Here is a 22802-nt window from a genome sequence, read left to right as displayed (position 1 = left end):
GCCTCTCAAGCGCGGCACACAGCAGGACGTGATGCCAAACGTCTGACATCCAAACCCGCGCAGGTCAGCCGATCATCTTGCCCGCATCGCCCTGATCCTCATAGTGGCGGTGCAACCGCAGGAGCGCGATGCGCAGCACGATCTTGCCCGAGCGCGCTGACCAGCCGAGGCGGCGTTCGGCGGTCTCCAACCCCTCCAGATAACAGCAGCAGCGCAGCGCCATATCCGCCAGCCCCGGCCCGAGTTCACCCAGCGCCGCGCTGACCCGGTCCCGCGCCGCCCGCGCACCGCCCGAGGCCGCGCCGGACCCGTCATGCGCGCCGCGCCCGCCCTGCACCGGTCCGGTCAGAAATCGCTCCCAATCCTGTGCCATCCGCGGCCCCATCTGGGCGATCTCGAAATCCTCGCGCAGACGTTCCGCCGCCGCCACCAGGTTCGGCGCCAGAAACACATTGCCATCGCGGTCGCGCCGCCGCGCCAAAGCGGTCACCGGATTTTCCACCGTCACCGGACGGGTGCGCCGCGCCTCGTCAGGATCGCGTAGGGACACCGCCTCGGCGCTGCCCCCTTCGCCGCCCAATCGCCGCAAGGCCGCGCGTCCATTAGCGGAAATCTCGTAGCGCGAGACCCGCCCCATCTGCACACAGGTGATCCAGTCGCGCAGGGCGAAAGCCTCGGCGACGGGGCGGTCGAGCACCGCCAAACGCTGCGGCCCCGCGCCGCTATCGCGGATCACCACCGCGCGCTCCATATCCGCCGCCACCGCCATCACCGCGCCCGGCCCGGCCAGCGCCGCCAAGACACGGCGCGCCTCGGCATCAAGCTGCGCCTCATCCAGCGGCGGGCGCCCGGTCTTCGCCTGCGCGGCCTGCGGCGATCTGGCACAAGCCGCCGATATCTGCGCGCGCCCGCCCCCCGCCACCACAGCCGACCCGCTCACCTCCGGCTCCAACAACCGCCCCAAAGCGCGCTCCACCAGCGGATCATCGCGGCGGTTTTCAAACCGGCGCACCTGCCGCATCACCGTCGAGGCATGCACCCCCTCGCTGCGGGCAATCTCGCGCAGGGAAACCCCCGATTCGGTGTGCTTGAGATACAGACGCACCGCCGAAGGCACCCAGTCGGGCAGTCTGGCAATCGGTGAAATATTGGCGGTCATAAGGTCCCTCTTTGACTATGCCATAGCGAATAGGGTCACACGCAACGGGGTGGCAGCCCCGGCGGCGCCAGTCTCGGACTGGTTTCGGACTCGTTAAGATACGCAACCCGTGCGTGTGCTAGGAACAGGCTTGTTAACCTTTATGCGCAGGCCCCTATTTCGTTACCCATTTGCAAAGATGCGATAAACTCGGCGCACGGTGGCTCGGGCGTGAAATGCAACACCCGTATAAGTTGTGCCAAACTCCGCGCAGTTTCAAACCAGATTGGAGACCGCGATGAGCTTCCACGCCCCCGACGCGACATTCACCGTCCTGCACATGCTCACGGGCATCACCCGCCCGCGCCTGTTGTTGCGCACCGCGCGCTTGGGCACATTGGACTATGCCCGCGCGCGTGATCTGCGCCGCATCCTCAGGGTGCCGGTTACGCCAAAGCCGGGCGCCGACTGCCTCGCGCAGTTGATCGAACTCGAAGAGATCCACAACGCCCGCCGCTTGCGTCCGCTGCATGAGGTCGGCAGCCCGTGGCGCGCGGCCAGACATATCGAAGTGCTGATCGCGCTGCTCGCCGAGGCGCAACTGCTCACCGCCAGCCTGCGCCCGCGCCCTTGACCGCGCCCCACAGCCCACCCGCCGGTCGCTTTCCGCATGGCCCGTGTCGCTGGCCCGCTTTCGCTGGTTGCAAGCGGGCGTAGACTGGCCCATGGAACACCTGCGCGCAGGCATTGCGCAGGTGATAACGGGCACGGGACGGCGACTATGGCTGATGACGCATTGGTGATCTTTACCCCCTCGGGCAAGCGCGGGCGGTTTGCCCATGGCACGCCCATTCTGACCGCCGCACGGCAATTGGGCGTCGATCTGGACTCGGTCTGTGGAGGCCGCGGGATCTGCTCGAAATGTCAGGTATCTCCGGGGGTAGGCGAGTTTCCCAAACACGGGGTCACAGTCTCGCCCGAGGCGCTGAGCGCGTGGAATTCGGTCGAGCAGCGCTATAAGGACAAGCGCGGCATGCTGGACGGGCGGCGGCTGGGCTGTCAGGCGCAGGTGATGGGCGATGTCGTCGTTGATGTGCCGCCCGAGAGCCAGTTGCACCGGCAGGTGGTGCGCAAGGCGGCCTCGGCACGGGTGGTCGAGATGGACCCCGCCACGCGGCTTTATTTTGTCGAGGTTGCCGAGCCCGATATGCATGAACCCTCCGGGGATCTCGAGCGGCTGGCCAACGCCCTGCGCGAGCAATGGGAGATCCCGCGCGTCGAGGCCGGCCCGACGATCCTGCGCAAATTGCAGCCGGTGCTGCGCAAGGGCAAATTCCAGATCACCGTGGCGCTGTATCGCGATCACACCGGCATATCGCGCATTCTCGATGTCTGGCCCGGCCTCTATGAAGGCGCGCTTTGCGGCATTGCCTTTGACCTTGGCTCGACGACAATTGCCGCGCATCTCAGTGACTTACGCGATGGCAGCGTGATCGCCTCGGGCGGGATCATGAACCCGCAGATCCGCTTTGGCGAAGACCTGATGAGCCGCGTGTCCTATTCGATGATGAACCCCGGCGGTGATATCGAGATGACCAAAGCGGTGCGCGAGGCGATCAACACGCTGTCGCTGAATGTCGCCGAAGAGGCCGGCATTGATCCGCTGGCGATCATGGAAACGGTGATCGTCTGCAACCCCGTCATGCACCATTTGTTCATGGGGATTGATCCGGTGGAACTGGGGCAAGCGCCCTTTGCGTTGGCCACCTCTTCGTCGCTGTCCCTGCCCGCCAGCGAGGTCGATCTGACCGCGATCAACCCCGAGGCGCGGCTTTATATCCTGCCCTGTATCGCGGGGCATGTGGGCGCGGATGCGGCGGCGGTGGCGCTGTCGGAGGCGCCGCAACTCTCGGATGATCTGGTCTTGATCGTCGATGTCGGCACCAATGCCGAAATCCTTTTGGGCAATAAAACCCGGGTCTTGGCCTGTTCCTCGCCGACCGGACCGGCATTCGAGGGCGCGCAGATTTCCAGCGGCCAGCGCGCCGCACCGGGCGCCATCGAGCATCTCGAGATCGACCCCAAGACCAAAGAACCGCGCTTCAAGGTGATCGGCTGCGATATCTGGTCCAACGAAGAAGGCTTTGCCGAGGCGACCGCCTCCACCGGCGTCACCGGCATCTGCGGCTCGGGGATCATCGAGGCGGTGGCGGAAATGCGCATGGCCGGACTGGTTGACCCCGCCGGATTGATCGGCGGACCCGAGCAGACCGGCACGCCGCGTTCGCGCGCCGCGGGGCGCACCCATGAATATCTGGTGTATGACGGCAGCGCGCAAAACGGGCCGGTGATCACCGTCACCCAAGGCGATATCCGCGCGATCCAGCTGGCAAAAGCGGCGCTTTATGCGGGCGCGCGGCTGTTGATGGATGAATTCGGCACCGAAACCGTCGATCGCGTGGTGCTGGCCGGGGCCTTCGGCGCCCATATCAGCCCGAAACACGCGATGGTGCTGGGGATGATCCCCGATTGCCCGCTGGAAAATGTGACCAGCGCCGGCAACGCCGCGGGCACCGGCGCGCGGCTGGCGCTGTGCAATGTCGGCGCGCGTGCGGGGGTCGAGAAACAGGTCGGCCAGATCCATAAGGTCGAGACCGCGATCGAGCCGAAGTTCCAGCAGCATTTCGTCAATGCCTCGGCGATCCCCAACGCGGTCGAGGGGTTTCCGCATTTGCTCAAGGTCGTGCATCTGCCCGATGTCTCGCATAACACTGCCGGTTCCGAGAGCGGCACACGGCGGCGGCGCAAGCGCTAAGCGACTGGGATTAAAACGAGAAAACGGCAAGCGATGGGAACACCGCTTGCCGTTTTTCAACTGTTAAGACATTGGCGGCACCCGCAAGCGCCCCCGCAGGCGTCAACGCCCCAGTTTGCTCAGCTTGCTTTCCAGCGCCGCCAGTTGCTTGCGGATCTCGGACAGATCCTCGGCGTTTTCCTCCGCTGCGGGGCTCTCGGCCTCGCTGCTGGCAGGCTCGGCGCCCGGCGTCGGCCAGCCCGACATGATCGATTCCATGAATTGCTGCTGCTGGCGTTGCATCGCCTCGAAGCCGGGCATTTTCGACATTTGCGCCATCATCGGATTGATCGCGGTCATCTGCTCGGCAATCTTGTTCGGCCCCTGCCGCAGCATATCAAACGACATCGACAGAAACTCGGGCACCACGCTTTGCGCCTGCGCCGTATAGCTGCGCACCAGATCGGTCAGCACATCCAAGGGCAGCACATTCTCGCCGCGGCTTTCATGTTCGGCAATGATTTGCAGCAGATATTGCCGCGTCAGATCATCACCGCTTTTGAGGTCGATAATCTGGACTTCGCGTCCGGCACGGATGAAACCGGCGATATCCTCGAGCGTCACATAATCGCTGCTCTCGGTATTATAGAGCCGGCGACTGGCGTAACGCTTGATCAGAAGCGGCTTTTGACTTGCAGACACAGCGGGCCCCCAATTTGTTGCATTGCGGCAAGGTTAGACCGCAATTGCCGCGTGTGAAACAGAATTCTTTGCCGCAGCGCAACAATTGAAGGCAATTCACGGCGAATTGCCGCTTTTATTCGCATAAACACGAAAAAAGGCGGACCAATGGTCCGCCTTTTCGGGGTCTGTCTGGGAGGAGCGGAGACCCCGAATTTCGCATGCGCGATCTTACTTGGACGCGGTGGCTTTCTTGGCCGCCGAGGTCACTTCGTCCGAAGCTTTTTTCGCAGCCGCGGTCACGTCGCTGGTGGCTTTCTTGACCGCTGCGGTGGCTTCAGCCGAGGCGTCTTTGCCAGCGGCCATCATCAGTTCGACGGTGTCCATCTGCACGCGCTTGGCGATTTCGGCGAAAGCGGCCATATGCTCGCTGGCCATTTCAGCCGAGGTCGAGGCGAAATCGGTGACCGACTTCGAATACTCGGCCGGATCTTCCTTAACGGCAGCGACTTCGCCGATTTTGTTCAGCGCGTCTTTGGTCCATTTGGTCGAGATGTCGGCCGATTTCTCGGCGGCGTCCAGAACCACTTTGCTCATCTTCTCGCCCAGGGCAGCCTGGGTTTTGAACGCGTCCTGCATTGCTTTGGTGTCAACCGGGAATGCGCCCATGAAGTCTTGCATCGTCTTGGTGAAATCGTTGGTAGCCATGTCAATTCTCCTTGCTCGCAGTCCGATGATCCGGTGTTCTGCGTATGAAGGGAATATGCATGCTGCGGCGCAGAAATTCAAGGTTTTTATTCTGCACTGCAGCAAAAATCAGCTAACCACCTGATTACACGTCAGGTTTCGCGGTGACATATGTGCCCGGCGCCGGTGCGAGGGTCTCCTCGGGCAGCGGACGGGCGGGAATCATCTTGCCCGAGCGGCTTTTCAACCACTCTTCCCAACGTGGCCACCAAGAGCCCGCGTTGAACTCCCCCTCCTCTCGCCAGGCCTGCGCCTCGCCCTCTACAATCGCCGCATCCGAGGTGTAATGCCCGTATTTCTTTTTCGTCGGCGGATTGACGATCCCGGCGATATGACCCGATTCCGACAGGATAAACGTCTTGTTGGTCGAGCCCATCTGCGCAAACCCGTTAAAGCAGGATTGCCAGGCGGCGATATGATCGGTCTCGCAGGCGACCGAGCAGACCGGCACTTTCACATCGCGGATATGCAGCGTCTCGCCCAGCAGGTCGAACCCCTCTTCGCAGAACCTATTCGCCTGACAAAGCCCGCGCAGATACTCAATCGTCATCCGCCCCGGCAGGTTCGAACCATCGCCATTCCAGAACAGTAGATCAAAGGCAGGCGGGGTTTCGCCCAGCATATAGCTGCGGATCGCCGGCCCGTAGATCAGATCATTCGAGCGCAGAAAGCTGAAGGTCTTGGTCATGAAATAGGACCGCAGATAGCCCTCGGCCCGCGCCTCGGCCTCGATCGCATCGACGAAATCATCCTCGAGAAACACGCCGGTCTCGCCCTGATCCGAAAAGTCGGTCAAGGTGGTAAAGAAGGTCGCCGATTTGACCGATTTATCCTTGCGTTTATGCATCAAGGACAGCGTCAGGCTCAGCGTGGTGCCGGCGATACAATAGCCGATGGTGTTGATCGTTTTGACGCCGCAGATCTCTTTGACCTTGGCAATCGCCTGCAAGAACCCCTCTTCGACATAGGTGTCCAGCCCGACATCGGCATAGTCCTTGCCCGGATTTACCCAGCTCACCACGAACAGCGTATAGCCCTGTTCGACGATCCATTTGATCAATGAATTCTGTGCCTTAAGGTCCAGAATGTAGAATTTATTGATCCATGGCGGAAAGATCAGCAGCGGGGTTTCATGCACTTTCTCGGTCTGCGGCGTGTATTGGATCAGCTCGAACATGCGGTTGCGATAGACCACCGCGCCCTCGGAGGTGCCGATATTGCCGCCGACCTCAAAAGCCTCGGTATCGGCCAGCGTGACCAGCAATTCGCCGTCATTCGCCTCGATATCGCGCACCAGATTTTCCAAGCCGCGCACGAGGGATTCCCCCTCGGTTTCCACCGCTTTCATCAAGGCTTCGGGGTTGGTGCCCAGAAAATTGGTCGGTGCCATCATATCAATGATCTGGCGGCCGAAATACTCCAACCGCGCCTTTTCGCGGGCGTCGATCCCGTCGAGATCGGCAATCGCCTGTTCCACCGCCTGGCTCGAGGCCAGATACTGCTGTTTGATGAAATTGAAATAGGGATGGCTGGCCCACATCTCGTTTGAAAACCGCTTGTCGGCGGGTGAGTTATCCTCGGGCGCCGCCAGATTGCCGCTGCGCAGCGCTTCCTGCGCCTCGACGAAATGCGACAGGGTTTTGCCCCAATATCCGACCTGTTGCTCAAGGATTTTCGAGGGGTTTTGCATCATTTCCGACCAATAGGCATTGGTCGCATTGACAAATAACGAAGGGTCAGGCGCCTGTAGATCAGGTCGTTGAGGCTTCTTTTGTGCAAAAGCCGCAATCAGACGTTGGGTCAAGCTTTCGATTCGTGCCAAATTGGCGTTCATCTTGCTCAGAGTTTCCGAATTCCCTTCGTCAGAAGTTGCCATATCCTCCTACTCCCCCTATATTACTGCACTGCAGCATAAGCCGAGTCCCCCATTTGGGGAAGGTCCGAATCAGCACAGTCCCGGCGCTGCACCCGTATATTGGAGCCCTATATGAACCAGATGGCCACCTACGATTTGATGGAGACGATGCGCAACACCAACGAATGGTTGGGAGCATCGGCCCGCGCGATGGCCTCCTATCCGATCTGGGGCATGGCACCGCATCCGATGTTCAAGGTGATGTCGGCATGGGGCCGCGTGACCGAGCGCAGCTTTGCGCGGATGGTGATCAAACCCGCATGGGGGATCAAAACCGTCGTCGGCAGCGATGGCCGCGATCATCTGGTTGAGACCAAAGTCGAAATCGCCCGCCCCTTCGGCGATCTGCTGCGCTTTGATGTGCCCAGCCGCGCCGAAAAGCCGCGCCGCATCCTGCTCTGTGCGCCGATGTCGGGCCATTACTCGACCTTGCTGCGCACCACCGTCGCCAGCCTGTTGCCCGATGCCGAAGTCTGGATCACCGACTGGCATAATGCGCGCGATATTCCGGTCTCGGAGGGTAAGTTCGACATTGAGGACTACACCCAGTATGTCGTTGATTTCATGAAGCATCTTGGCCCCGACACCCATGTGATCGCGGTCTGCCAGCCGGTGCCTTTGGCGCTGGCCGCGACCGCCATGCTGGCCGAGCAAGAGCCCGAAGCGCAGCCGCTGTCGCTGACCCTGATCGGCGGTCCGGTCGATCCCGACGCCGCGCCGACCGAGGTCACCGATTTTGGCCGCCGCGTCACCATGGGGCAGCTTGAGCATCTGGCGATCCAGCGTGTGGGGATGAAATATGCCGGTGTCGGGCGGCAGGTTTACCCCGGTTTGCTGCAGCTTGCGGGCTTCCTTTCGATGAATCTCGAACGTCATTCCGAGGCGTTCAGCAGCAAGATCGCCGCCGCCGCGCGGGGTGAAGACAGCGAGCGCGACCAGCACAATCGCTTCTATGACGAGTATCTGGCGGTGATGGATATGACCGCCGAATTCTACCTGTCGACGGTCGAGCGGATATTTAAGGACCGCGAGATTGCCCGCAATGACTTTTCCGTGAACGGGCATAAAATCGACGTTGCCGCGATCACCGATGTCGCGGTGATGATCGTCGAGGGCTCGAAAGACGATATTTCCGCTCCGGGTCAATGCCTTGCGGCGTTGGATCTGCTGACCGGTCTTGATGACGCGATGAAGGCGCAGCATCTTGAAGAGGGTGCCGGTCACTACGGGATCTTCGCCGGCTCGAGCTGGCGCAACAATATCCGCCCGCTGGTTTTCGACTTCATGGACAAACACGCCTCGCATTTGATGGCGGCCGAGGGTGAGCCCGAGGGTGAGCCCGCAGCGGCGCCGGAGGTTAAGGCAGACGCCAAGCCAGAGGCCAAAGCCGAAACCGCGGCGGAAACACCCGCCAAGGCAGATGTGGCTGCGAAACCGGCGACCAAAGCCGTCGCCGCGACCGCAACCACCTCGGCCACCGCGCGCAAACCGGCAGCAAAACCCGCAGCAAAACCGGCCGCCAAACGCAAAGCCGCGACCAACACATCCCGCAGTGCCAAGCGCAAATAGCAGCGCAGGGCCAAGCAATCCGAAAGGGCGGCGCTGCCATGCGCCGCCCTCCTTCATTCAGCACCTATATTGACAGAATGGCCCGGGCGCACCCCGGGGCCGCGCCCGACCCTTCTCCCGGGAGGGCACTGTGGCAATGAACACCTCAGCCCCACCGAGATGACTGCTTCCGCCACCCTCAGGCCCGGGGGAACCCCGGGCCGCGCCCGACCCTCCCCCCGGGAGGGCGCCTTGGCGATGAATTACATTGCTCGAGCGACATAAGGGCTTTTGAGCGCCGCGCATCGTGGAAACGACTCGGCGCCCACCCAGGGTCGGGCGCGTCCCGTCCCGCTCAGCCGTTCAGATCCTTCAACAACCGGCTGTGTTTGCGCACTTCCGCCACCACCTGCCCGAAGGTCTCCAACCCTCGCGCCTGCAGCATTGGCAAGAGTTTCAGGAACACCTCCGCCGTCGCAATCGTATCCCCCAGCGCGGTATGACGCGCCTCTTCGGGGATGGTGATCCCCAGCCGCGCGCTCAGGGCATCCAGCGAATGCTGCGCCAACTGCCCGTAAACCACCGCCGACAACAGCACCGTATCCAGCACCGGATGATCGAAACTGGCGCCGATCCCCGCCTCTTGCCGCCGCAAAAACTCCATATCAAACGGGGCGTTATGGGCGATCAGCACCGCCCCCTCGGCGAACTTGTGAAACTGCCGCCCCGCTTGGGTGATGTCCGGCGCGCCGGTCACCATCGCATCCGAAATCCCGTGAATCGCGGTCGAGGCCGCGGGGATGGGGCGCTTGGGATCGACCAGCGTGTCAAACACCTCGCCCGTCACACGGCGGCCATTGACCAGCCGCACCGCAGCAATTTGCACCACGGCATCCGTCGCGGGCGACAATCCGGTGGTCTCGGTGTCAAAGACCACAAAGGTTAAATCCGCAAGCCGCGTGTCGGCCACCGCCGCGCCCCGCGCCTTGGACAGAAGGTCGAAATCATAGGTCACCGCGCGGGCAATCGGCGGCGGGCGGCGGCCTGCAATCCGCGCCGCGCGGATCGGCATCACCACCGCTTGCCGCGTCTCCCCAAAAGTTTCTGGCCAAGCCTCGGTTCCATGGGTTTTCAACACCGATAGCGCCGCCATCTCGCCGGTTTCCGGCCCCAAAGCCTGCCCCAGCCAGCGGTCCAAACGGCCCACCGACAGCGGCTCCCCCTGCCATTCCAACCGCATCAGGGCGCCCGGCCCGACCTCGTCAATCAAGGTTAAGGTGAAGTCCCGAGCGAGTCCCTCGTCCGCAATCTTCCCCGCCAGCCATGACCAAAAGGTAATGATTTCAAAGCCATCGACCTGCAGGATCAACTCCGGCCCCGCCGCCTCAAGGGTCAGCCCCTGCGCCTGCAACCGCGCTTTCAGCGCATCCAGCATATCCGCCGAACGCGCATTGACCAGCGGTCGCCAATCGCCCTGCACCGCGTCATAGCGCCCGCCCAATTCGGTGATCGCCTGGGTCAACGTGCCGACCTCATCCAGCAGCGCCGATGACAGATCCGGCGCGCGCTCCAAACCGTCGAGTTCATGCATCACGCCGATCACCGTCTGCAGGTTCGCCGCCGGTCGCCGCACGCGGTCAAAAACCTCGGTCAAGAGCGCGTCGCGGCGGGTATGGGCGGCGATATCGGCGGTGACATCGCGCAGGGTTAACACATAGCCCGGCGCCACCCCCGCCTCGCGGCGGCGCAGCACCCGCATGCGACCGGCCAACAGATGCCGCCCGCTGCGCGTCGCGCACAAGAGGTCCGAGGCGAGATCGGGGTCATTACTGCCCGCCAGCCGCTCATAGGCGTGGCGGATCGGCCCGTCGCGCAGGTAGTCCAGCAGATGCCGGTCCAGACCCGGCGCCGTGCCTTCGCCCAGAATATCCACCGCCTGCCCATTGTAAAACACCAGTTGATGCTCGGCGGTGCAGAGCAAAACCGCCACCGGCACATCGGCCAGCAGCGTCTCGAGGCGGCTCTTCTCGGCCTCGAGCCGCGTGGTCTCGCGCGCGACCGAGGCCTCCAAGGCGCTACGGGTTTCCGCCAGCGCGCGGCTCATCGCCTCGGCGGCGGGGGCCAGATCGCCCAGATGCCGCGCTGCAGCAGCCTCTTCGGTCATCCCATGGGCGACGCCCGCATGCGAGCGCGCGCGGATCGCTGCCGCCAGCTGCTCGATCGCCCGCGCGACATGGGCATCAAAGAGAAACCAGACCCAAACGCAGAGCGCCACGGCCAGAAATGCCGCGATCAAAGCGCCCTGCACCATCGCTGCGGGCGGCGCCGTCAGCCCTGCCCGCGCGGTGCCGATCCAGACACCCGCGCCGATTGCCGCCAACGTGCCCAGCGCCAGAAATGCAAAGAACAACAGCACCCGCAGGCGCAAATTCAGATGCAACTTCGGGCGCTCACCCATGGCGCGTGCCGCCGGACCCCTCGGGCGGCGGATCCTCGGCCTGCAGCGTCTCCGGCCCCTCCTCAGGCGCCGCCTCACCGGCCAGAATGCGCCGGACTTCCGCCCGTAATGCCTTGAGCTCAAAGGGTTTCGAGATAAACCCATCCGCCCCCATCGCCAGCCCCTTGCGCCGCTCCATCGCCGAGCCGCGGGCGGTCATCATCAGGATTTTCACCCCGTTCAGCGACGCGTCCATACGCAGGTTCTGGCAAATCTCATAGCCCGAAACCTCGGGCAGCATCACATCCAGAAGCACCAGATCGGGCCGCGTCTCGCGGATCAATTCGACCGCGCCCTTGCCGGTGGCGATCCGCTGGTGGGCATAGCCCTCGCGGGTCATCAGATAGTCGAGGGCGACGGCGATATTATCCTCATCCTCGACCACCAGAATATGTTTACGCGCGCTCGCCTCGCCCATCCCTGACCTCCTCAGCTACCTCACAGGCGGTGCGCAACACCGGATCATCCGCCGCCAGCGCGCGCCAGTCTGCGCCCGCAACCGTGCCGTCTTCTTGCAATGTCACCCCGTCTCCCAAATCGACCCGCGCCGCAGTGGCGCAGTCAAACACCACACCGGCAACATGGATCGGCTCCCAGCGGCCGATGAACACCAGTTGCGTCAACACCAGATCCGCGGCCTGCGGATGCACCAGCGTATGCGAGCGATCGACCAGCACCAGCCGCGTCACCTGCGGCCAGATATAGGTCCAGGGCCGGTAGACCACGCTCTGCTCATTTGCCGAGGCCAGCTGCATCTGCGGCGAGCCCTCGACGGTGCGCACAGGCCAGCTGTATTCGGCCCAGACCGTATAGCCGATCATCCCCAGCGCCACCGCCGCCGGATAGACCCAGCGGCCAAACCGCCCGCCGATGAGCCGGTTAACCAAGAGCAAGACGCCAAACAGGCAGAAGCCGGTGGCAATCGCGCCGATGAAATCAATGATCATTGCGTCTCCTTTTCATGCCCGATCAGCCCAGCGTTCCGGCGCGCTGGCCAAGGGCAGATTGCATGGTGCGCACGACGACAAAAGCGTCGCGCAGATGGCTGCGCTCGAAATCCGACAGATCCGAGGGCGCCAGAAAGTTATCGGGCCTGCGCCCGGCTTTGACCAGATCGGCCTGCGCCTCAAGCCGCAGTTGCGCAATGAAATCATAGGCATCGACAAGATCGCGCGCGCCCGAGACCGAGATCACGCCCGCCGCTTCGGCGGCCTCGATACGGGCGCGGGTGTTGGTCTCGGGCAGCCGCGCCTGCAGCGCATAGACCCGCGCCAGATCCGCCACCGGCACCACGCCGTTATGCTTCATGTCGATGTGGTTTTTGAACTCGCCCGAGCGGATCGTGGCAAAACCCCGCAACAGCCCCAAGGGCGGCTGATGCTTGAGCGAATTGGAAATCATATGCGCGACAAAGATCGAATTGCGCGAGGCCGCAGTCAGCGTTTCCTCCTCGAGATCGCGAAACAGCGTCATATGCCCGCCGATAGGCCGCAGATCGAACATCACCGAGGCCAGCATCTGCGCCTCAGTGCTCGGCGAGGTGATCCAGCTGTCGAAATACCGCCGCCAGACCCGCAGCGGTTGGCACCAGCGCGGATTGGTCGCCATCATATCGCCGGGGCAATAGACATAGCCCGCGGTGTTCATCCCGTCCGAGACAAACCGCGCCAGCGCATGGAAATAGGCCATGTCATCCTCGCCCACGCTGTCATCCAGAATCAGACAGTTGTCCTGATCGGAAACGCCGGTCTGTTCCTGCCGCCCCTGCGAGCCGCAGGCCAGCCAGAGATAGGGCACCGGCGCCGGACCAAGCTGCGCCTCGGCCAGCCGCAAGAGCCGCCGCGTCACCGTATCCGCCACATCGGTGATCAGCCTTGTGACCACCTCATGGGCGTTATTCGCCGCCACCAGTTGCGACAGCAGCTTGGGGATACGGGCAGTGACCTGCGCCATCTCGTCGGCGGTGTTGCTCTCGGCGGCGTCGCGGACCAATTGCGCGGAATTCACCGCCTGATAGCGGGTCAGATCGGTCTGGGTCACGATGCCCTTCAGCTTGCCGTCCTGCACCACCGGCACATGACCAATCCGCCGCTCGAGCATCGCGTGCAGAATGTCCGAGCCCAAAGCATCCGGCCCCAGCGCCAGCGGATCACGGGTCATCACCTGCCCCACAAGCGTCTCGCCGCCCAGCCCCTCGGCCAGCACCCGCGCGGTCAGATCGCCGGTGGTGACAATGCCCTTGAGCACGCCGCCCTCGGTCACCGCAAGGCTGGAAATATGGTTATCACGCATCAGCCGCGCCGCCTGCGCGATGCTGGCTTCCATGGCAATGGTCACCGGATTGCGCGCCATCAGATCGCTGACCTTCAGCGTGCTTAACTCATTGCCGCGCGCATCCGCCGCCCGCGAGCGGCTGAAAAACCGCTCGAACGCCGGTTTCACTGCGATCAGATGGCGCCATTGCACCTCGGGCAGGACCAGAACCACGCTGTCCTCGGTCGCCGTGGCCGAGGTCACCGCGCGCCCGTCGCGCAGCAACCCGCGCTCGCCAAAGGAGTTGCGCGGGCCAAGGATCGAGACGGTGACACCGACCCCGTCGGTGACCTCGATGGTGCCGCGTTTGACCAGATAGATCCCGTCGAGCGGATCGCCCATGGTATAGACCTGCTCACCGGGCTTGTATTCCCTGCGGCTGAAAGAGGTGGCGGTTTGCACCAACTCGTCAAGCGGCAGACTGTCATAGGGATGCACCGAGTCCAGAAACACCTTGATCGCGGCGGTTTGGGTATCCATCGGGCATCGGTCCTGACTTATCGCGGGGGGGGGTGGAGGGGCGCAACCCGCGCGCCCCTCCGCATCTTATCAGTGCGAGGATGCACCGGAAGCGCCACGCGGCACACGGATCGATTCCACCAGATCCTGAATATGCTGCGGTGCGGGTTTGGTCATCGCCAAGACGACATAGGCGGCGATGAAGTTCAAGATCGCACCCACCGTGCCGAAGGAGGCCGGCGCAATGCCGAACATCCAGCTATCCGCCGTATTCGGCAGCATGTTGGTGCCGGGGATGAAGAACCAGCCCAGATAGGTGAAGATATAGAGCAGGGTCGAAAGGATGCCGACCAACATGCCGGTAATCGCCCCTGCCGAGTTCATCTTCTTCGAAAAGATCCCCATCATGATCGCCGGGAACAGCGACGAGGCCGCCAAACCGAAGGCCAGCGCCACAACCTGCGCCGCAAAGCCCGGCGGGTTCCACGCCAAGGCCGTCGCCACGATGATCGCCGCCGCCATCGAGACCCGCGCCGCCATCAACTCGCCCTTTTCCGAGATTGACGGGTTGATCACCGATTTGATCAGGTCATGCGAGACCGCCGCCGAAATCGCCAGCAACAGACCCGCCGCCGTCGACAGCGCCGCCGCCAGACCACCGGCCGCGATCAGCGCGATCACAAAGGGCGGCAGACCGGCGATTTCCGGGTTTGCAAGCACCAGAATATCGCGGTTGAAGGTGACCATCTCGTTGCCTTCCCAGCCCCGCTCGGCGGCGGTTTCGGCAAAGGCATCGGTCGGGTTGTAATATTGGATCAACCCGTCGCCATTGAGGTCTTCAAAGGCCAAAAGCCCGGTCTGCTCCCAATTCGCGATCCAGTCCGGCTGGTCGGCATAGGCCAGAGGCGTCGCATCGGTGCCATCGGGGTAGATCGTGGTGATGATGTTCAAACGCGCCATCGCCCCGACAGCCGGAGCCACAGTGTAGAGCAGCGCGATAAACACCAGCGCCCAGCCCGCCGACGCCCGCGCGTCCGAGACTTTCGGCACGGTGAAGAAGCGGATAATCACATGCGGCAGACCGGCGGTGCCGATCATCAGCGACATGGTAAACAGCACCATGTTCAACGTGTTGGTGTGATGCTCGGTATAGGTGCGGAAGCCCAGCTCGGTCAGCACCTGATCCAGCTTGGTCAACAGCGGCACACCGGATTCCGCATGGGTGCCAAACAGCCCCAGTTGCGGCAGGAAATTACCGGTCAATTGCAGCGAGATGAAGATCGCCGGAATAGTATAAGCGATGATCAACACACAATATTGCGCCACCTGCGTATAGGTGATGCCCTTCATGCCGCCGATCACGGCATACAAGAATACGATGATCGAGGCGATCAACAGACCGGTCTGGTTTTCCACTTCCAGAAACCGCGAGAAGGCGACGCCCGCACCGCTCATCTGGCCGATCACATAGGTGATCGACATGGTTAACAGACAGGCCACCGCCACGATCCGCGCGGTCTGGCTATAGAACCGGTCGCCGATGAAATCCGGCACGGTGAAACGGCCGAATTTGCGCAGATAAGGCGCCAGCAACAGCGCCAGCAGCACATAGCCGCCGGTCCAGCCCATCAGATAGGTCGAATTGTCATAGCCGACAAAGGCGATCAGACCGGCCATCGAAATGAACGAGGCCGCCGACATCCAGTCCGCGGCGGTGGCCATGCCGTTGAGCACGGGATGAACGCCGCGATTGGCGGCATAGAATTCGGATGTCGAGCCCGCGCGGGCCCAGATGGCAATGCCGATATAAAGCGCGAAAGACGCGCCCACGACCAGCAGATTGAGTGTAAATTGATCCATATGTCCCTATGTCCCTTACTGCTCGTCGACGCCAAAATCGCGGTCGATGGCCTTCATGCGCGCGGCATAAAAGAACACCAAGACGATGAAGGTCAGGATCGAGCCTTGCTGGGCAAACCAGAAGCCAAGATCGGTGCCGCCCACCGCGATGCCCGAAATAAGCGGGCGCAAAATGATGCCGAAGCCGAAAGATACGAGCGCCCAGATCACCATACAGATGGTGATGAGCCTTATATTCGCCGTCCAATAGGCGCTGGCGGATTTGTCAGACATAATGTCCTCCCCGGGTTTCCTCCTGCCGGCACCCCTCTCGGGATACCCGCTTTGCGTGGCGCGACCCGGCAGACGATTGCCCCTCGGATCGGCGCATCTGACCCCGCGCCAAAGGCGCCGGATCGCAGGACGCACGCGCGGCAAGTCTCTCCCTGCCCGCCGCGCGCACGCCCGTCAGTCTTTGTTCATCCTGTTGTCGATCAGCTCTTCGACCACCGTGGGATCGGCCAGCGTCGAGATATCGCCCAGCGCGCCGTAATCATCCTCGGCGATCTTGCGCAGGATCCGCCGCATGATCTTGCCCGAGCGGGTTTTCGGCAGGCCCGGCGCCCATTGGATCAAATCGGGGCTGGCAATCGGGCCGATTTCCTGCCGCACGAAATCGCGCAATTCCTTGCGCAGCGCCTCCGAGGGCTCCTCGCCGTTCATCAAGGTCACATAGCAGTAAATCCCCTGCCCCTTGATGTTATGCGGATAGCCGACCACCGCCGCCTCGGCGACTTTGGCATGGGCGACCAGCGCGCTTTCGACCTCGGCGGTGCCCATCCTATGGCCCGAGACATTGATCACATCATCGACCCGTCCGGTGATCCAGTAATCGCCGTCCTCATCGCGGCGACAGCCATCGCCGGTGAAATAATAGCCTTTGTAATCAGAGAAATAGGTCTTTTCGAAACGCTCGTGATCCTCCCAGACCGTGCGCATCTGCCCGGGCCAGCTGCTGCTGATACAGAGCACGCCTTCAACCCCGTTGCCCTCCAGCACCGCGCCCGAGGTCGGCTCCAGAACCACCGGCTCGATGCCGAAAAACGGCTTCATCGCCGCGCCGGGTTTGGTCGCATGGGCACCGGGCAGCGGGGTCATCAAATGGCCGCCGGTCTCGGTCTGCCACCATGTATCGACAATCGGCCGCTCGCCCTTGCCGACCACATCATTATACCAGTTCCACGCCTCGGGGTTGATCGGCTCACCGACTGTGCCCAGCACCTTCAGGCTGCTCAGATCGCAACGCTCGACAAACTCCTTGCCCTGCCCCATCAGCGCCCGCAGCGCGGTCGGTGCGGTGTAGAACTGGTTCACCTTGTGCTTCTCGCAGACCTGCCAGAACCGGCTCGCGTCGGGATAGGTCGGCACGCCCTCGAACATCAGCGTCGTCGCGCCATTGGCCAGCGGGCCATAGACGATATAGCTGTGGCCGGTCACCCAGCCGACATCCGCGGTGCACCAATACACATCGCCATCATGGTAATCGAAGGTGATCTCATGGGTCATCGCCGCATAGACCAGATAACCGCCCGAGCTATGCACCACGCCCTTGGGCTGGCCGGTCGAGCCCGAGGTATAGAGGATGAACAGCGGGTCTTCGGCATTCATCTCTTCGGGCGGGCAGTCGGCGCTGACCTTGGCGGCCTCTTCATGCCACCAGAAATCGACACCTGCGCGCCATGCAATCTGGTCGCCGGTGCGCTTGACCACCAGACATTTCACATCGCGCGTCTCGTGCAGCAGTGCCTGATTGACGTTGTCCTTGAGCTTGGTGGCCCGCCCCCCGCGCGGCGCGTGGTCAGCGGTGATCACCAGCTTGGCGTCGCAGCCGTTGACCCGCGCACCCAGCGCATCAGGCGAGAAGCCAGCAAAGACGATCGAATGGATCGCCCCGATCCGCGCGCAGGCCAGCATCGCATAGGCCGCCTCGGGGATCATCGGCATATAGATCACCACGCGGTCGCCCTTGCCGACGCCCAAGCCCTTGAACACATTGGCCATCTTGCCAACCTGCTCATGCAGCTCGCGGTAGGTGATATGCAGCGCCTGCTCCTCGGGGCTATCGGGCTCCCAGATGATCGCGGTCTGCTCGCCGCGCGTCTCCAGATGCCGGTCGATGCAATTCGCCGCCACATTCAGCGTGCCATCCTCGAACCAGCGAATGTCGATATTGCCCGGCGCAAAGCTCGCGTTCTGCACCTTGGTAAACGGCTTGATCCAATCGACGCGCTTGCCATGTTCCGCCCAGAATGCATCGGGATCTTTGACCGAGTCGGCATACATCGACGCATAGCTCTCGGCGGTCACATGGGCGTTGGCGACAAACTCCGCAGATGCGGGAAAAATTCCCGATTGAGTCTTGTCCGTCATAAGCAATCTCCTGCTGCTGCACCCGATGCGCCGGCCTCCCTGCCGAGCACATTTCTGCAGCCCTCCATCCACAGGCATCATAACTTATGGGTCAATTTTCGCGTAACTCTTTTTTGGACAAGGGTAATTTTGTAAATTTCTTCACGTCCACAAATGCCAATTTGTAAAGACAAATGCAAAGCGCCGCATTTCCGCCAAGTTTTTCAGCCGCCTGCGGGTCACGGGAATGTCAACAACCTCCCCCTGCGTCAGCCCCCTCTGGCCAGCGCAACCCCTGCGCGAGAAGCGGGTGAAACCGGCGCCGAAAAAAACTTTCCCGCCCGATACGCCCGTCGCATTGCTGACACCTATCTGTGACGGGTGATTCGCCCGTGCCACCGAATCACCCTGTTAGCGCTATAAGAAAAAGGGCGATGCATCCCTGCACCGCCCCCCGAAACACCGGCCTTCTGCCCCTCTACAGAGGGTTGTCACCGCGCACCGTCAGCACCATTTTGCCCCGCGTCGGCGAGGGCCAGGTCACATGCACCTCATTGCCCTGCGCCCCCCGCTGGATATCGGCATAGGGCATGCCGGTGCGGATCTCGCTGCCCGGCCCTTTCGCCGCCCCCTCCATCGCCATCCCGCTGACCGTCCGCGCCCAGCCGTCAAACGGCAGCTTGCCGCCGGTTTTCACCGCCCATGTCGTCGCCGCGGTATTCTGCTCATGACGCATGACCAAGGGGCTCTCGGTCTGCACCGCAATCCCGTTATAGGTGTTGCCCTGCCAGACCAGATTGCGGAACCGGCTGAAATCGAGACCGGCGTGGGTCGTATCCACCCCCTCGGCGCGGGTGGGCTGCGCGTTCACCGTGCGCAGCACATTGCCGGTGAACACCAGCCCCGAGATAAAGTGATCCGGCCCATAGGGCTTAACCACGAAAAACCGGAAACTGGCGATCACATTCGACACCAGAAACACGTTATTGGTCACGCTGAGCCCGCCGAAACTATACTCCGAGTTAAACTCCGGCGTCGCGTCATGCTCATTGCCGTGTTCGATGAAGCAATTGTCGATATAATTGCCGGTGATCACAGAAACCGTGTTCGGATAGGTCATCACCACGCCCGGTGTGCGCACCGCGTTTTGCTCGCCGTCGCCTTGGTAGAAATGATTGCCCTGCAGCATGTGATAGGTGCCGCCCATCACCGCGAATGTGGCAAAGCGCACCACCACATTGTCGCGCAATTTCACGTCATTGGAATTGACGTTCACCGCGATCGAGGTGCGGTCCTGCGAGCGGCTCGGCATCTCGTTCGACATGAACAGACATTGATCCACCAACAGCCCCTGACAGCCGCGCCCGATCGAGGTGATCGCCTTGTCGCGGGGCCGGTTAAAGGTGCAATCGCGGATCGCAATCAACTGCCCCGCCGCGCCAAGGCTCACCGCGCTTGCCTCGCCCTTGCACTGAAACTCCACGCCATCCAGTTCAAATCGCTCGATAAAATCAAAACCCGAGAGGTCGAAGATATATTTCAACTGGGTAAACGTCAGCACCTGCGTGCCCTGCGCCCCGTAGAGACCTGCGCTCAGGGTGATCGTCTGCGCCGAGACATTGCGCGCCCGCACATAGACCTCGCGTCCCACGCCGGCGCCCGAAATCCGCGACCCCACCGCGATATTCGCCACATTCGCCACGCCGGTCAGCGTGGTCGGCTGCGCGGGCGAATAGCTGGCCTGTGAGGTCACCGTGACGCTGTCCCACGCCGCCCCCGGTGTCACCTCGATCAGCCCGTTTTTCACCACCCGGCGGATCGAATAGAAATCCAGCCCCGCGGTTTCGGCCAGATCAATCGGCGCATCCAGAATGATCCGCCGCCCGCCCAGATCAAAGGTGTCGTGATCGGTGAAATGAAACAGCGCCTGCAGCCCTTTGCGCAGCCCCAGACCCTCGGAATTGAAGGCTTTGGCATAGGTCGCAAAGTCGTAATTGCGGGTCAATTGCAACCGCGCCCCGGCGGGCATCGCCAGCGTGCCGGAAAACCGCACCGGCACCTCGATTGTTAACGTTGAATCGACCGCATAGACCCCCTCGGGCACCAGCAAAGACCGACCGCTGGACAGCGCCTCGGCAGCCGCCGCAACAAACGCCGCGTGATCATCCGTGACCCCGTCGCCGATAGCGCCGAAATCGCGCACATCGACCCAATCGAGCATATCGCGCAGCCAGAAACCGGTCACATCCTCGATCCGCAGATCATCAATCCGCACCACGCCGCCATTGGCGCCGGTCAGATCCAGCCCGATAAACCCGTGATGCACGCCCGCCCAATTCAGATCGACGCCGCCCTTGTTCGAGGTCGCGATCACTGCGCGCACCTCGACCACATCGCCGTAGCTGGCCAGCGTCACCGGATCGGCCGAGAGCACCACGCCCGAGACCGCGCCATTGCCCGCATCCGCCGCGAAACCTGCGATGCGCACCGCCGGCAGCGCCCCGCTCACCGCCTTGATCCGCGCGGTGACCTGTAAATAGCAGCCGTTGATCACCGGCACCGCCCCCATCCAGCGCAGCTTTTGCGTGGTCGCGGTTTTCAATAGTTCCAGACAGCCGCCGAAATCAGGATCCGAGGGCACAAAGGCCGCATTCGGCGCCCCGTCATAGGTCGCCGACCCCGGCGTGCCATCGCCGCTCGACCAGTGATCAAGCCCCTCGGCAAATTCTGGCGGCATCACTATCAGCCCGTCGGTCACTGCCTTGTTCATCCCAGACCCCTGTCTTGCAAACGTGGTTAAAGGCGCGGACCGCAGCACCGCTCGCCTTGAGCCATGGGGTAACAAACGCGGCTTAACGGGCGTTGAGCGCGGCGCGCGTTGCCCTGCGCAAGGGGACCAATCACAGAGCGCGCGACTCAGGCGAAATCTTGTGCCACAGTGACGGTATGAGACGCCCCACACGCCCCCGCTTTGCGCCCCTGTTAACCATCTTCGCGCTGACCGCGCTGCTCATCGCCAACCCCGCGCGCGCTTGCCGCCTCGCGCTGGTGCTCGGCTTTGACGTCTCGCGCTCGGTCAATGACATCGACTACCGCCTGCAGGTCGATGGCATCGTCGCGGCGCTTTTTGACCCGGAAGTGCGCGGGCTGATCCTCGAACCCTCGCAGCCGGTGGCGATGGCGGTGTTTGAATGGGCCGGACAGGTCGAACAGCAGCTGGTCGCCGATTGGACCCTGCTCAATAGCGCCGCCGATATCGACCTATTGGCGCAGCAAATCCTCACCCACAGCCGCCGTGATCGGGGGTTAACCGCGGTGGGCAGCGCGCTGACCTATGCGCGCCGGTTGATCGCCCATGGCCCCGCCTGCACATGGCAGACGATTGATCTGGCCGGTGACGGGCAGATCAATGACGGGCCCGAGCCGCGGCGGATTTATGACACCACGGATTTCGGCGATATCGTGGTTAACGGGCTGGCCATCGGCGTGCATGAACACCGTATCGAGGATTGGTTCCGGCGCAATGTCCTGCATGGGCCGGGCGCGTTTTTGGAGTTCACCCCGACCCATGAAGACTTCGCCGAGGCCTTTCGCCGCAAATTGATCCGCGAATTGCGCGAGCCGGTGCTCGGCCTTGCGCCGTCACCTAGCGATCACGGGTAACCGCGCAATGGTTAACGCGGCACCCCGAAGGTTAACGCGCTCACCCCAAAGCCCAGCGAAACGCGCGCCGCAACTCGGCCTCGCCACCCTGCTCATACCAGCGCCCATGCGCCATGATCACCCGCTCGGGATGCCAGGCCAAAAGCGCCTCGGCCGAGGCCCGTGCCTGCGCGCGGTTCTTGCGAAAGGTCCAGCGCAGATCAATCGGCGCCTTGCCGTCAGGGTCTTTGACACCGGCGCATTTCAGTAGCGGCGCCGACCATGCGGGCATCTTTCCGGATTCGAAATTCTCGATTAAATCGGTTAATATCAGCGTCCGACTGGCGCGGTGGAAAAACACCGCCTCACGGTGCACGCGGCTGCCAGCAAAGATCATCTGGTCAATCTCATCGGCCCAATCCGGCGGCGCTTCGGATTTTAAATGATGATCCACATGCAGCGGCTGATCCTTTTTGCCCGCCCGCGACACCACCCCCGGTGCCACCCATGTCTGCGCCTTCGGAAACAGATGTTTCCACGCAGTCAGATAGGTAAAATGCAGCCAGTTCGGCGCGATCAAATGTTGAATTGCCCCTAATTCTGCCAATGCATAGAGTATCTTGGCGTCTGGCTGCACCGGAGAATGCAGCCATAATCCGCCGCCTGCCAGTCGCACCACCACCATACGGGTGGGAAACGGCAGCCCGTAGAATTTGACACTCGGACCATCAACGATCCAAATATCGCGGTCTACGGGCTTGAGCACATGCAGCGGCTCATAACCTGTCGGTTTCGTCATTGTTCACTCACACTACCACTT

The 22802-nt window shown here is 62.4% G+C and carries 15 protein-coding genes and 2 pseudogenes; 4 read left to right on the top strand and 13 right to left on the bottom strand.

What is annotated here, in order from left to right; all coding sequences use genetic code 11:
* Positions 1-64 precede the first annotated feature (64 nt).
* Complete coding sequence (locus DDE20_RS06035; RefSeq protein WP_116557562.1) at positions 65-1159, bottom strand: DUF6456 domain-containing protein; 1095 nt, start codon at positions 1157-1159, stop codon at positions 65-67.
* 277 nt (positions 1160-1436) lie between these two features.
* Between DDE20_RS06035 and DDE20_RS06030 the strand changes: the two genes are divergently transcribed.
* Positions 1437-1772 carry a DUF6477 family protein gene (locus DDE20_RS06030; RefSeq protein WP_240607862.1) on the top strand — a complete coding sequence of 112 codons (336 nt, stop codon included), beginning with the start codon at positions 1437-1439 and terminating at the stop codon, positions 1770-1772.
* Between the two features lie 147 nt (positions 1773-1919).
* Positions 1920-3953: an ASKHA domain-containing protein gene (locus tag DDE20_RS06025; protein ID WP_116557561.1), complete on the top strand. Its 2034-nt coding sequence runs from the start codon at positions 1920-1922 to the stop codon at positions 3951-3953.
* 102 nt (positions 3954-4055) lie between these two features.
* On the opposite strand, the gene phaR is transcribed toward DDE20_RS06025, so the two are convergent.
* From phaR to DDE20_RS06010, 3 genes are all read right to left on the bottom strand, one after another.
* Positions 4056-4634 (bottom strand): polyhydroxyalkanoate synthesis repressor PhaR, encoded by a 579-nt coding sequence (phaR, locus tag DDE20_RS06020; RefSeq protein WP_116557560.1) that lies wholly within the window; start codon positions 4632-4634, stop codon positions 4056-4058.
* A gap of 210 nt (positions 4635-4844) precedes the next feature.
* Entirely contained in the window at positions 4845-5321 is a 477-nt protein-coding gene (locus DDE20_RS06015) for a phasin family protein (RefSeq protein WP_116557559.1), read from the bottom strand.
* Positions 5322-5445: 124 nt separating this feature from the next.
* On the bottom strand, positions 5446-7236 hold the full coding sequence (locus DDE20_RS06010; protein ID WP_116557558.1) for a PHA/PHB synthase family protein: 1791 nt from the start codon (positions 7234-7236) through the stop codon (positions 5446-5448).
* A gap of 111 nt (positions 7237-7347) precedes the next feature.
* Here DDE20_RS06010 and phaZ point away from each other — a divergent pair.
* Positions 7348-8574 (top strand): annotated as a pseudogene (gene phaZ / locus DDE20_RS06005) (polyhydroxyalkanoate depolymerase); the annotation flags it as partial.
* Between the two features lie 604 nt (positions 8575-9178).
* On the opposite strand, the gene DDE20_RS06000 reads toward phaZ, so the two are convergent.
* From DDE20_RS06000 to DDE20_RS05965, 8 genes and pseudogenes are all read right to left on the bottom strand, one after another.
* A complete protein-coding gene (locus DDE20_RS06000) occupies positions 9179-11281 on the bottom strand; it encodes a 3'-5' exonuclease (protein ID WP_116557556.1) in 2103 nt (700 codons plus the stop codon).
* 82 nt (positions 11282-11363) lie between these two features.
* Positions 11364-11738 (bottom strand): annotated as a pseudogene (locus tag DDE20_RS05995) (response regulator transcription factor); the annotation flags it as partial.
* Positions 11716-12267, bottom strand: coding sequence for a hypothetical protein (locus DDE20_RS05990; protein ID WP_116557554.1), 552 nt, complete (start codon positions 12265-12267; stop codon positions 11716-11718). The gene DDE20_RS05990 and the pseudogene DDE20_RS05995, both read right to left, overlap by 23 nt.
* A gap of 22 nt (positions 12268-12289) precedes the next feature.
* Entirely contained in the window at positions 12290-14113 is a 1824-nt protein-coding gene (locus DDE20_RS05985) for a putative nucleotidyltransferase substrate binding domain-containing protein (RefSeq protein WP_116557553.1), read from the bottom strand.
* A 69-nt stretch (positions 14114-14182) separates the two neighbouring features.
* On the bottom strand, positions 14183-15952 hold the full coding sequence (locus DDE20_RS05980) for a sodium:solute symporter family protein (RefSeq protein ID WP_116557552.1): 1770 nt from the start codon (positions 15950-15952) through the stop codon (positions 14183-14185).
* A gap of 15 nt (positions 15953-15967) precedes the next feature.
* The gene (locus tag DDE20_RS05975; RefSeq protein ID WP_205961624.1) at positions 15968-16225 is read right to left on the bottom strand and encodes a DUF4212 domain-containing protein; all 258 of its coding nucleotides are present in this window, start codon (positions 16223-16225) and stop codon (positions 15968-15970) included.
* 174 nt (positions 16226-16399) lie between these two features.
* Entirely contained in the window at positions 16400-18361 is a 1962-nt protein-coding gene (gene acs / locus DDE20_RS05970) for an acetate--CoA ligase (RefSeq protein ID WP_116557551.1), read from the bottom strand.
* Between the two features lie 457 nt (positions 18362-18818).
* A complete protein-coding gene (locus tag DDE20_RS05965) occupies positions 18819-21110 on the bottom strand; it encodes a glycosyl hydrolase family 28-related protein (RefSeq protein WP_116557550.1) in 2292 nt (763 codons plus the stop codon).
* A 176-nt stretch (positions 21111-21286) separates the two neighbouring features.
* Here DDE20_RS05965 and DDE20_RS05960 point away from each other — a divergent pair, with 176 nt between their 5' ends.
* Positions 21287-22003: a DUF1194 domain-containing protein gene (locus DDE20_RS05960; RefSeq protein ID WP_116557549.1), complete on the top strand. Its 717-nt coding sequence runs from the start codon at positions 21287-21289 to the stop codon at positions 22001-22003.
* A 40-nt stretch (positions 22004-22043) separates the two neighbouring features.
* Here the strand turns inward: DDE20_RS05960 and DDE20_RS05955 are convergent, their stop codons facing one another.
* The gene (locus tag DDE20_RS05955; protein ID WP_116557548.1) at positions 22044-22781 is read right to left on the bottom strand and encodes a DUF4336 domain-containing protein; all 738 of its coding nucleotides are present in this window, start codon (positions 22779-22781) and stop codon (positions 22044-22046) included.
* Positions 22782-22802: the final 21 nt, after the last annotated feature.

The organism is Pararhodobacter oceanensis, from assembly GCF_003076755.1.
GTDB lineage: Bacteria > Pseudomonadota > Alphaproteobacteria > Rhodobacterales > Rhodobacteraceae > Pararhodobacter > Pararhodobacter oceanensis.
Note: the sequence above shows the minus strand (reverse complement) of the source record. Positions and strands in the feature narration are given on the sequence as shown.